We start from the raw sequence: 12,294 nt of genomic DNA on the forward strand, positions 1-12,294 counted from the left end.
CCATTGCAAATAGGAATGACAGATGTCGTCATTCCTATCTTTTCACTCTGCTTTATCGAGCGAAACATTGAACAATTGCTTGATCATCTGTTCGCGTTCATATTGTGCATTCAAATCTTCCATCTCGCGAATTCGGGCGTTCGGCGCGAGCACCGTCAAGTGACGGAATAAGTTCCGCATTTCACCTGTGCATTCCCCGCCGTACTCACCGTCGATGTTGAGACTCATCGGCTCGGTCGTCTTCATCCGGACGCGGCTCGTCTTCACATGCTCGACGAGTGAGCTTGATAAGTGCTCACCCCGCAGGAGTAGGCGGACGACGTGGATGAATTCGAACAAGTTACATTTCCGCAAAATGAACAGATCGAACAACCCGTCATTCAACGACGCGTGTGGTGAGATTTTTTCAAATCCACCGACCGAGTTCGAGTTCGATGTGAGGAAGACCATGACCTCGCCTTGGAACGTTCCTTCATCGTGTTCGAGCTCGATATACGTCGGTTTGATGAGAGGCAGTTTCTCCATCCCTTTCACGTAATACGCGAGCTGCCCGAGTGCTGTCTTCAACTTCGATGGCACCTCATACGAGAGCTCGGTCATGATGCCGCCACCGGCGATATTGATGAAATAGTGAATGTCACCTTTCTCGCCTTCGATTTCCCCAAGGTCGACCGGCATCTCGAATCCGTCACAGATGACGTCGAGTGCACCGACCACACTTAGTGGAATCCGCATCGCCCGGGCAAAGTCGTTCGTCGTCCCGACCGGAATGAGTCCGATCGTCGGACGATTCTCTAGCGGGGCGAGCCCTGAGATGACTTCGTTCAATGTCCCGTCTCCGCCTGCGGCGATGATGAGGTCGAACTCGGCCGCTGAGGCCCGTTTTGCTTCGAGCGTGGCATCACCAATCGCTTTCGTCGCATACGTCGACGTCTCATAACCCGCATCCTCGAGGCGGTTCAAAATGTACGGGAGTTCCCGTTTGATCACTTCTTTACCAGATGTCGGGTTATAAATGACCCGCGCACGTTTCCGTTGCATATTGATTCTCTCCCCTATGCTCAACTCGAGCGAAAAGCGAGACACAAGTGTCTCGCCGCCTGCTTAGCGTTTTGCGATCTCTTCGTGGAACAAGCCATCGAGGAGTGCCGGGTTCGCCATCCCTTTCGTCTGTTTCATGATTTGGCCGATGATGAAGCCTTTCGCACGGTCTTTCCCGTTCTTGAAGTCTTCGATCATTTGCGGATGCGCCTCGAACAATTCGAGGATGTAGCCACGGAGTAAGTTCTCGTCCGAGATTTGGGCGAGTCCGTTCGCTTCCACATACGCTTTCGGATCAGCGCCTTCTTCCATCATCGCCGTGAAGACACGCTTCGCGATTTTCGATGAAATCGTCCCTTCTGCGATCAAGCGGATGAGCTCGGCGAGTGATTCCGGTGTCAACTTCATCGTCTCGACCGTTTCATTCGACTTGTTCAAGTGACCGAGCACTTCACCCATGAGCCAGTTCGCTGCCGCTTTCGGCTCCGCACCGGCCGCTGTCGTCGCTTCGAAGAAGTCCGAGAACTCTCGCGTTGACGTGAGGGCTTTTGCGTCGTATGCCGAGAGACCGTATTGGCTCATGTAGCGTTCACGACGAGCTGCCGGCATCTCTGGAATCGTCGCGCGGATGTGCTCTTTCCATGCCTCATCGATTTCGAGACGGACGAGGTCCGGTTCTGGGAAGTAACGGTAGTCCGCTGCCCCTTCTTTAACACGCATGAGAATCGTCTTTTTCGCCGCTTCGTCGTAACGGAGCGTCTCTTGACGCATGACACCACCTGAAAGAAGCAATTTGCGATGACGCGTCTCTTCATAGTCGAGTGCCTTTAAGACGTTTGAGAACGAGTTCAAGTTCTTGAGCTCTGTCTTCGTACCGAACTTCTCCTGCCCGAATGGACGGACCGAGATGTTACAGTCACAGCGAAGTGACCCCTCTTCCATCTTGACGTCCGAGACGCCAGCGAACGAGAGGACTTCTTTCAAACGCTCGAGATACGCGACCGCATCTTTCGGTGAGCGCATGTCTGCCTCACTGACAATCTCGATGAGTGGTGAACCGGTCCGGTTGAAGTCGACGACCGAGTGCTTCTCGCCCGTGTGGTTCATCTTCCCGGCATCTTCTTCCAAGTGCACGCGCTCGATGCGGAATCGTTTCATCTCTCCGTCTACTTCGACGTCGACGTGACCGTTTGAACCGATCGGCTTATCAAACTGCGAGATTTGATATGCTTTCGGCGTGTCAGGGTAGAAGTAGTTCTTGCGGTCGAACTTCGTATCTGTCGCAATCTCACAGTTGAGTGCCATTGCCGCTTTGATGGCGAGGTTGACCGCTTCTTCGTTCAATTTAGGCAAGACGCCTGGGTGTCCGAGACAAATCGGACACGTCTGTGTATTCGTTTCGGCACCGTAAGTGCGTGAGCAGCCACACCAAATCTTCGACTTCGTGCTCAGCTCGGCGTGCACCTCGATCCCGATGATCGTTTCAAAGTTCATCGTACGTCCTCCTTAGAGCTGTGGCATCTTGAAACCGCCGTTTACTTGTTCAAAAGCATGGGCCACGCGGTAAAGTGTTGATTCATCAAAGTAGTTCCCGATAATTTGAAGACCGACCGGAAGTCCTTCTGAAAGACCTGCCGGGACCGAAATGGCCGGGATACCGACCAAGTTGACCGGAATCGTCATGATATCGTTCGCATACATCGTGAGCGGATCGTCGAGCTGTTCGCCGAGTTTGAAAGCTGTCGTCGGAGCAGTTGGTCCAACGATGGCATCATACTCTTCGAACACTTTCGCGAAGTCCTGCTTCATGAGGGTACGGACTTGTTGGGCTTTCTTGTAGAACGCATCATAGTAACCAGAGCTGAGGGCATAAGTCCCGAGCATGATCCGGCGTTTGACCTCGTCCCCGAACCCTTGTTCACGCGAATATGTGAACACTTCGTCGAGCGTGTCCGCTTCGGCGCGACGTCCATAACGGATACCGTCGAAACGAGCCAAGTTCGAAGAAGCTTCTGACGACGCGAGCAAGTAGTACGCCGAGAGGGCATACTTCACAGACGGAATCGAAACCGTCTCGATTGTCGCACCGAGAGACTTGAGCGTCTCGATCGCTTTTTCAATCTGTTCACGGACGCCAGGCGCGACACCTTCTGCCATGAACTCTTCCGGAAGTGCGAACTTCATGCCCGTCAAATCCTGGTTGAGCGCTGCCGTATAGTCCGGCACCTCGACCTCAGCCGACGTCGAGTCCATGTCGCAATGACCCGCAATCGTATTCAATAAGTAAGCATTGTCTTCGACCGTGCGCGTGAGCGGGCCGATTTGATCAAGTGACGACGCGAAGGCGACGAGACCGAAACGTGAGACGAGACCGTATGTCGGCTTCATCCCAACGACACCACAATACGCGGCTGGTTGACGAATCGAACCACCCGTATCCGAACCGAGGCTGAAGAGGACTTGCCCAGCTGCGACCGATGCTGCTGAACCGCCTGAAGAACCTCCTGGTACACGAGTCGGATCCCATGGGTTACGGACAGGCTTGAACGCCGAGTTCTCGTTTGATGAACCCATCGCGAACTCGTCCATGTTCAACTTCCCGATTGTGAGGGCACCCGCATCATGAAGACGCTCGACGACCGTCGCATCGTGTGCCGGGACGAAGTTCTCGAGGAACGTCGAGGCACATGTCGTCCGCATCCCTTTTGTAACGATGTTGTCTTTCACACCGATCGGCATGCCGAAAAGCGGGTTGTCTGACGTTTTTGCGAGCTCATCCATGCGCTTCGCTTGCTCAAACGCATCCTCATTGAGCGTCAAAAACGCACCGATTTGATCATCCGTCGCTTCGATGCGGTCGAACGACTCTTTGACGAGGTCCGTGACCGTGACTTCGCCTTCTTTTAATAACGTATGCAGTTTCGCTACACCGTGGTCAAATAAACTCATGAAAGGCCTCCTTACTCAAAGACCGCAGGGACACGGACTTGACCGTTCTCCCAGTCAGGTGCCATCCGTTCGACTTCCTCACGTGGAAGCGATGGACGGACCTCGTCTTTGCGTAGTACGTTTTTCAAATCTAGGGCATGGGTCGTCGGTTCGACGCCCGTTGTATCCAGCTCATCGAGTTGCTCGGCGAACTCGAGAATTTTTGTCAATTGCTCCGTGAAGTGCGTCACTTCTTCATCCGTAATCGCAAGTCGGGCAAGTCCGGCGACGTGCCGAACTTCAGCTTCTGTAATACGAGCCAAAATTCCCACCTCCAACAGTTTTCAATACATCGTTCATTATCATACCACTTTTTCATAAGACAAAAAAGGAAATCTATCTTGTGAGAAAATGTCTCCTTTTTGAGAAACTAGGGAAATCTTCTCCGAATATTGACCCGCTTTCGAAATCAGCTATACGGTCGATGTGCGATTCTGATTATGCTAATGGTAGAAAAGATTCGTAAGGAGGAATCGTATGTCGATTCGGAATAAACTCATCACTGCGTTTAGCATCATGTTTGTGCTACTCCTCGGTGTAAGCGGTTACTCATGGTACGCCTTGAACGCATCAAAAGCAGCTCAAGAAGACATGACCGTTTCCTGGGTGCCAGGCATGGACCAGATTCATCAAGTCGATAAGCAACTGCTCGAAATCCGTCGTCATTTGATTCGTCACGCTCTCGTGGATGACGCCGTGACGAAACAAAACATCGAACGGGATATTCAAGCATCCGTCGCCATTTTGGAACAACGGATGGACGGCTATGAAGCGACGATTATCATGGAAGAAGATCAACAGCTCTTCGATGAAGCCCGTGCGAATTGGGATAACTTCCAAACGGTCATGAATGAACTCATTCGTATTTCGAATGAAGACGGTACAGAGGCCGCAGAAGCGTATATTCGCGATACAGCGGATGCAAGCGCTGACACGCTCTCGAACTCTCTCGGTCTACTCGTCAACTTGAACCGGGAAGAAATTCAGACGGACACAGCGGCGGCGGCTAAGTCGTTTGAACAAGTACAACTCACACTATTCATCGTCCTTGGGGTCGCGGCTGTCATGACGATCCTCATGATGCTCTTCATCTTCCGCTCCATCTTTGAACCACTCAAAGAGTTCAAGACGAAGATGCGTGAGCTCGCCACGAGCGAAGGCGATTTGACGACGTCAATCCCTGTGAAGCGCCGCGATGAGTTCGCCGGACTCGCACGCGACTTTAACCAGTTCATCGCCAACTTGCGTCAGTTGATTCTTCAAGTGAACGACGTGACGACTGGCGTGTCAAAACAATCAACCCATATGTACGAAGAGTTGAAAGAACTTGATACGTACATGACGACGACCGCTGCGACGACAGAGGATTTGACCGCCGGTATGCAACAGACGGCGGCGAGCGCTCAAGAGATGAACGCTTCCGCCTCGGATATGGAGCGGACGATTCATCATATCGTGACGATGGCCGATGAGCGGAAAACCGAAGCGAGACAAATCGATGAGCGTGCCCTCTCCCTCAAGTCACATGCGGTAGAGGCGAAAGAGAATGCCATCAGCGTCCTTCAGTCGACACGCACAAACTTAGAGAAAGCGATGCAAGATGCGAAAGCCGTGCGTGAGATCGCGACGCTCACGAACGACATCCTCGATATCGCCGCGCAGACGAACCTATTATCACTCAATGCTTCGATCGAAGCGGCACGTGCCGGAGAGGCCGGACGTGGATTCGCCGTCGTCGCCGACGAGATTCGAAAACTCGCCGAAACGAGCCGGGCGACCGTCGAACGCATTCAAGTCATCTCGACGACCGTTCTTCATTCGGTCGATCATTTGAATGAAAGCTCTGGACAGATGCTCCACTTCCTCGACACGAACGTCTTGAAAGATTATGACCAACTTGAAGAGGCAGCCGGACAATATAGCGAGGACGCAGGTCGCTTCGAAACGACTGCGACCGAGTTCGCTGCCGCTGCCGGGGAGCTCGAACAATTGACGTCGAACATGATCGGTGTCATCCAGGACGTTGCGACGACCGTCAACAACGGAGCGCTCGGTACGCAGGAAATTGCTGAAAAAGTGACGATGTCCGTCGAACGCTTCGCCGAGTTGAACCATGCGACGGAACAGTCGCAACAAAAGATGGAAGAACTTGATTCACTGATTCGCCAATTCAAGGTATGACAAAAACCCGCCGACACGTGCTGTCCGGCGGGTTTTCTCATCAAGCGGCAGAGGACTGCCCTTCTTTTTTCCGTTCGAGTTCGAATCGTTTTGTCTCGGCGACGACCACACCGGAGAGGAACAAGAGTCCAATCAAGTTCGGGATAGCCATGAGACCGTTGAACACATCCGAGATGGACCAGATCAAATTCAAGTTCGTCGTCATCGCACCGAGTCCCGCGACTAAAATGTAGAGGACACGATATGGGACGATCACTTTTTCCCCGAGTAAATAATACGCTGAACGTTCCCCGTAATAACACCAACCGAGGACGGTTGAGTAGGCGAAGAAGACAAGCGAGATCGTCACGATGATTTCACCAATAGGTCCTAAGAAGTAAGCGAACGAGGCTTGCGTCAAGGCAATCCCTTCAAGCCCTTCCGTATATTGACCACCCATAACGATCGTGAGTCCCGTGATAGAACAGACGATGAGTGTGTCGATCAACACTTGTGTCATCGAAACGAGTGCTTGACGTCCCGGGAAGTCGGTCTTCGCTGCTGCGGCCGCAATCGGTGCAGATCCAAGTCCTGCCTCGTTAGAGAACACACCGCGCGCGACCCCGTAGCGAATCGCGGCACCTAACGCACCCCCACCGATGGCTTCAGCACTGAATGTGCTCGAGAACATTGTCGATAAGGCACCTGGTACCAAATCAAGGTTCATGATGAGAATCACGAGCCCACTCCCGACATATGCGAAAATCATGAACGGGACGAAGATTCCGACGACTTTTCCGATTGATTTGACACCACCTAAGATGACGAATGCCGTGACCGCCATCATGACGATCCCTGTCACAACCATTGGGATGTTGAACGAGTTGTTCAAGGCGAGACTGATCGAGTTCGTTTGGACCCCGTTCCCAATCCCAAAGGCTGCGACCGATGCAAAGACGGCGAACAAGACGCCGAGCCACTTTTTCTTTAGTCCGTGTTCTAAGTAATACATCGGACCCCCGGCAATCTCACCGCGTTCATCGACGACACGATATTTGACCGCCAGGATAGCCTCAGCGTATTTCGTCGCCATCCCGACGAAACCAGATAACCACATCCAAACGACAGCACCCGGTCCCCCGAGGACAATCGCCGTCGCGACACCGACCATGTTTCCGGTACCGACCGTGGCCGCCAATGCCGTCATAAGTGCTTGGAAATGCGAGATGTCCCCACGTTGCTTTTTCTTCGGTTGTTCTGGTTTTGGTATAAATGCCTCTTTCAGACCGACCCCAAGTCGCGTCACTTGGATAAATCCGAGACGGACGGTCAGGAAAATCCCTGTCCCGACGAGTAATATGAGTAAATGTGGCCCCCAGACGAGATTGGATAAACTCGTCAGCCAACTTTCAATTTGATTCACCGTGTTGCTCTCCTCCTACGTTCTTGATTTGAGCGCTCTCCCTATATTTTTCAGAACATTCACAATCGAGTCAAGGTACACCGCCTAAAGAAAGCGTTTTCAAAACGTTATATAATTGTAATATTTTCCTTGAACCCTTATTCTTAAAAGCTTCTTAAAATTTATTTCGAAATATGATTGTAATATATATTCAAGTGCATGAGCCCGGATTTCATGATCACTACGAACCGTTAATCGATAGACTACATCTCAATCAGAAATGGAGTGGTTGCAACCGTATAAAGCACGCTCGAAGCGGCTTGATAGCAGCGACCAATTACGGGCAGGCGAGACTCTTAAGGGAACAAAAAAGACTGTAGACCCATGCGTTGTCTACAGTCTGAAACCGTTCATGACCTTTCCTTCAGTTTCTCGTTTTACGAACGAATGGCAGCCACGACTTCTTCGACGTGACCTTTCACTTTGACGTTGCGCCACTCCTCTTCGATATAGCCGTCCTCGTTGATCAAGAAAGTCGAACGGACGATGCCGTAATATTCTTTCCCGTAATTTTTCTTCAACTGCCAGACGCCGTAAAGCTCGGACACTTTATGTTCCTCGTCCACGAGTAAATCAAATGGGAGGTCATTCTTGGCGATAAAGTTTTGATGTTTCTTTTGACTGTCGGCCGATACCCCAAGGACGACCGCGCCTTCCATCTTCGGCAACGCATCGCGGAAATCGCATGCCTCGGTCGTGCAACCAGGTGTCGAATCTCGAGGATAGAAGTATAAGACGACTTTCTTGCCGAGATAGTCCTTTAATGAAACCATCTCTCCGTTTTGGTTCGGTAATGAAAATGTTGGTGCGAGCATCTGCTGTTCCTCCTTAGCCAAACGATGGGTCGACAAGTTGTTCGTCATAGCCATCGATCGCTTCTTCTAATTTTGTCTTTAACGGGTCAAGCACTTCGATATACTCGACTGGATCTTCCGTTGCAGCCGCTTTTCGGAGCGTCTCCTCGTTATCGGTGTACCACGTCTCATACGCTTTGAAATAGTCGGTCATGATGGTTTGGTTCTCCTCGACCGTCAACGTTTCCGCCATGAGCAGGAAGACGTTATTGTCTGCCTCGAGCGCCATATAGTCCGTCTGTGCGTTGACTTGGTCATAGATCGGACCAGCCTCATCTTCCGGAATCTCGGCGAGACGGGCGTTCGCTTCGGCATTCACTCCGTACTCGTTCGCCTGGACACCGATGAGTAACTCTCCGACCTCGGCAATCACGTCTTTTGGTAAAGCGACCGGTGTGATGACTAGTGACCACTCATCCCCTTCCTTCACAGCGATTTTACTGAGTCGGTTCGGGAGCGGGTTCCCTTCTTCATCGATCATCTCATGGACAAGGAACGCCACGTCTTCCTCTTCGTTGACCCAGCTCTTATAAATCTCACCAGGAGACAATTGACGGGTGACGGCACCAGTCGCCGGAATCTCGGTCAACCGGCCAGCATAATCAATTGATGCGAGTGCCTCAGCGTCTCCAGACTCAAGTGCCGTCTGATAGTCTGCGTACACGTTCGTGACAGCGTCCGGCAATGCGCGGTCTGTCTCTTCTACCACCGTCTCTTCCTCGTTCCCACATGCCCCGAGCATGAAGACGAGGAGTAGCGGAATGAACCATTTTTTCATGTTGTTCGTCCTTTCTAAAGCCGTGTTCTCCCCCATCCTATCACGTCTCGATTTCTTGCTCCAATGCCATGTGTTTCTGGAAAATTGTTTCACTAGGATTTCTACGATAATTTCGATACAATACAGACGTAAGCGCTTTAACGCTCAACATCACTTTAAGGGGGAACGAGAATGATTCCATACAAACATGAACCATTCACAGACTTTACACAAAAAGAGAATGCCGAAGCAATCCAAGCGGCAATCGAGAAAGTGAACGGTGAGCTCGGGAAAGACTATCCGCTCGTAATTGGTGGGGAAAAGGTTACGACGGAAGGTAAAATCACGTCTTACAACCCGGCTAACAAAGAAGAAGTGATCGGTCGCGTGTCAAAAGCGAACCAAGAGCTCGCAGAACGTGCGATGCAAGAAGCACTCACAGCATTTGACTCATGGCGCCATGTCGACCCGGCTGTCCGCGCCGACGTCTTGTTCAAAGCAGCGAACATCGTCCGCAAGCGTAAGCACGAGTTCTCGGCTTATCTCGTCAAAGAAGCGGGTAAACCGTGGAACGAGGCAGATGCGGATACAGCGGAAGCAATCGACTTCATGGAATATTATGCACGTCAAATGCTCGAACTCAAACCAGGCAAGAAAGTGGAGAGCCGCCCAGGCGAATACAACCGGTATGACTACATCCCACTCGGGGTCGGGATCGTCATCAGCCCATGGAACTTCCCATTCGCAATCATGGCCGGTACAGCAGTTGCGGCCATCGTCGCCGGTAACACAATTCTCTTGAAACCAGCTTCGACGACGCCAATCGTCGCTGCGAAATTCGTCGAAGTGATGGAAGAGGCAGGTCTTCCAAAAGGCGTGCTCAACTTCATCCCGGGACCGGGTGCAGAAGTCGGGGACTATCTCGTCGACCATCCGAAGACACGCTTCATCAGCTTCACAGGATCGCGTGATGTGGGACTCCGCATCAACGAACGTGCGTCTAAGTTGAACGAAGGTCAAATTTGGCTCAAACGCGTGATCGCGGAGATGGGTGGAAAAGATACGATCGTCGTCGACGAATCAGCCGACCTCGAGCTCGCTGCACAATCGATCGTGAAATCGGCATTCGGTTTCTCTGGTCAGAAATGTTCGGCTTGTTCACGTGCCGTCATCGTCGACAGCGTGTATGATACGGTACTCGACCGTGTCGTCGAACTCACGAACGAACTCTCTGTCGGAAACACAGAGAAGAACGAACACTTCATGGGACCAGTCATCGATGCATCGGCCTTCAAGAAGATCACATCGTACTTCGATGTCGCAAAAGAAGAAGGACGCATCGTCGCAGGTGGGAAAGCAGACGATTCAACAGGCTACTTCATCGAGCCGACTGTCGTCGCAGACGTCGACCCGAAAGCACGCCTCATGCAAGAAGAGATTTTCGGACCAATCGTCGCCTTCACGAAAGCGAAAGACTTCAAAGAAGCAATCGATATCGCGAACAACACAGAATACGGCTTGACAGGGGCGGTCCTCACACGTGACCGTATGAATCAAGAATACGCTCGCCAAAACTTCCACGTTGGGAACCTTTACTTCAACCGTGGTTGCACAGGCGCAATCGTCGGCTATCAGCCGTTCGGTGGATTCAACATGTCAGGTACGGATTCAAAAGCAGGTGGCCCGGATTACATCCAACTCCACATGCAAGCGAAAACAACATCTGAAACGTTCTAATCAAAAAGGAGACGCTCCCCCGATGGGACGTCTCCTTTTTAGTGTGCTTTAAATGTCTGCTCGAACATGATGGCGATTTCTTCTTGATGAACCAGGAATAATTCGAACAAAGTCGGGTCGAACGCCCCTTCCATATTTCGCATCGCAAGAATCGCATCCTCATGAGTATAGGCCGGTTTATACGGTCGGACCGTCCGTAGTGCGTCATAGACGTCGATAATGGTGACGATTCGAGCCGCAAGCGGGATGTCTTCCCCTTTCAGTCCTTGGTTGTACCCGGTGCCGTCCCAGCGCTCGTGATGATACAGTGCGATGTGATAGGCCATTTGAATGAAGTAATTCTGAGGGAACTGTGTCTGCAAATCCTTCAACACTTCGCCGCCGACACGCACATGGTCGCGCATGAATACCCATTCCTGGTCGGACAGTTGATTCGCTTTGAGTAAGATTGCGTCCGGAACAGAGATTTTGCCGATATCATGGAGCGGTGCCGCGAGACGGATTCCTTCGATGAAGAGCGGTGACACTTCCGGATGGTGATGATCGTATAAAATCGTCGCGAACAGCGTCGACAAATCCTGCACCCGCTCGATATGGTTCCCCGTCTCGTTGTTACGGAGTGCGGACAAACGTAACAGCGTGCGGACAAGCCCCTCTTGATAATCGATCAATTCTTTTTCACGCTCGGCGAGGACCCGCTGCGCTTCTTCCCGCCCGGCCTCGATGCGGTGTCGCTCGACCGCCCCGAGCAGCGCATTGCTGAAATCTTGTAGCGCCTGTTGTTCGTACTCCGTGTACGTCCGTTCCGAGACGACGGAATCAAACCCGACAAATCCCTGACACGACTTCCCTTGCATCATGGGGACCGCGAGCAAACTTTGAATCGCTTGCGGTTCTAAGATGGCGCGGACGGCGCTCCCTTCAGGTAGATCGGCGACCCGTGGAATATACATCGTCTCACCCGCCACATGGGTATTCACCCACTCGGGCAGCACATCAATCGGCACGTCTTGAAGATTGTCCATTTCAGCCGTGATTCCTTCGGCGCACCATTCGAACGTGTTATGGCAGACTTGATTCGTAAAATCATAATCGAAGACATAGACGCGGTCGACCGCGAAATAATGTCCAAGTTCGGCTAGCGATTGGTCAACCCGCTTTTTGAAATCCGCAATCTCTGTCGTTAAAAAGCGATTGAGGAGTGACGAAAGCAGGTGATGGAGTCGCTCTTGTTGTTGTAACTGTAACGTCAATGATTCGTGCGAAGTTGCCATGTGCCAAACCTCCCTTATCGT

At 51.8% G+C, this 12,294-nt stretch carries 10 protein-coding genes; 2 read left to right on the forward strand and 8 right to left on the reverse strand.

Annotated elements, in window-relative coordinates:
* Window positions 1–42 precede the first annotated feature (42 nt).
* The 4 genes from OKS35_RS07970 to gatC form a co-directional block, all read right to left on the reverse strand.
* Complete coding sequence (locus OKS35_RS07970) at window positions 43–1,041, reverse strand: diacylglycerol kinase (RefSeq protein ID WP_012727038.1); 999 nt, start codon at window positions 1,039–1,041, stop codon at window positions 43–45.
* A gap of 63 nt (window positions 1,042–1,104) precedes the next feature.
* On the reverse strand, window positions 1,105–2,535 hold the full coding sequence (gene gatB / locus OKS35_RS07975; RefSeq protein WP_264092809.1) for an Asp-tRNA(Asn)/Glu-tRNA(Gln) amidotransferase subunit GatB: 1,431 nt from the start codon (window positions 2,533–2,535) through the stop codon (window positions 1,105–1,107).
* A gap of 12 nt (window positions 2,536–2,547) precedes the next feature.
* Complete coding sequence (gatA, locus tag OKS35_RS07980; RefSeq protein ID WP_264092810.1) at window positions 2,548–3,990, reverse strand: Asp-tRNA(Asn)/Glu-tRNA(Gln) amidotransferase subunit GatA; 1,443 nt, start codon at window positions 3,988–3,990, stop codon at window positions 2,548–2,550.
* An 11-nt stretch (window positions 3,991–4,001) separates the two neighbouring features.
* Window positions 4,002–4,292: an Asp-tRNA(Asn)/Glu-tRNA(Gln) amidotransferase subunit GatC gene (gene gatC / locus OKS35_RS07985; RefSeq protein WP_012727041.1), complete on the reverse strand. Its 291-nt coding sequence runs from the start codon at window positions 4,290–4,292 to the stop codon at window positions 4,002–4,004.
* Between the two features lie 214 nt (window positions 4,293–4,506).
* Here gatC and OKS35_RS07990 point away from each other — a divergent pair, with 214 nt between their 5' ends.
* The gene (locus tag OKS35_RS07990) at window positions 4,507–6,210 is read left to right on the forward strand and encodes a methyl-accepting chemotaxis protein (RefSeq protein WP_214690589.1); all 1,704 of its coding nucleotides are present in this window, start codon (window positions 4,507–4,509) and stop codon (window positions 6,208–6,210) included.
* A 40-nt stretch (window positions 6,211–6,250) separates the two neighbouring features.
* Here the strand turns inward: OKS35_RS07990 and OKS35_RS07995 are convergent, their stop codons facing one another.
* From OKS35_RS07995 to OKS35_RS08005, 3 genes are all read right to left on the reverse strand, one after another.
* Window positions 6,251–7,612 (reverse strand): alanine/glycine:cation symporter family protein, encoded by a 1,362-nt coding sequence (locus tag OKS35_RS07995; RefSeq protein WP_264092812.1) that lies wholly within the window; start codon window positions 7,610–7,612, stop codon window positions 6,251–6,253.
* 416 nt (window positions 7,613–8,028) lie between these two features.
* Window positions 8,029–8,466, reverse strand: a complete 438-nt coding sequence (gene bcp, locus OKS35_RS08000; protein ID WP_214691256.1) for a thioredoxin-dependent thiol peroxidase — start codon at window positions 8,464–8,466, stop codon at window positions 8,029–8,031.
* A 13-nt stretch (window positions 8,467–8,479) separates the two neighbouring features.
* Entirely contained in the window at window positions 8,480–9,283 is an 804-nt protein-coding gene (locus OKS35_RS08005) for a hypothetical protein (protein WP_215243725.1), read from the reverse strand.
* A gap of 171 nt (window positions 9,284–9,454) precedes the next feature.
* Here OKS35_RS08005 and pruA point away from each other — a divergent pair, with 171 nt between their 5' ends.
* Window positions 9,455–10,999, forward strand: coding sequence for an L-glutamate gamma-semialdehyde dehydrogenase (gene pruA / locus OKS35_RS08010; RefSeq protein WP_159562777.1), 1,545 nt, complete (start codon window positions 9,455–9,457; stop codon window positions 10,997–10,999).
* Window positions 11,000–11,037: 38 nt separating this feature from the next.
* On the opposite strand, the gene OKS35_RS08015 is transcribed toward pruA, so the two are convergent.
* On the reverse strand, window positions 11,038–12,273 hold the full coding sequence (locus OKS35_RS08015) for a GAF and HD-GYP domain-containing protein (protein WP_215243724.1): 1,236 nt from the start codon (window positions 12,271–12,273) through the stop codon (window positions 11,038–11,040).
* Window positions 12,274–12,294 lie beyond the last annotated feature (21 nt).

The organism is Exiguobacterium sp. N5, assembly GCF_025842465.1.
GTDB lineage: Bacteria > Bacillota > Bacilli > Exiguobacteriales > Exiguobacteriaceae > Exiguobacterium > Exiguobacterium profundum.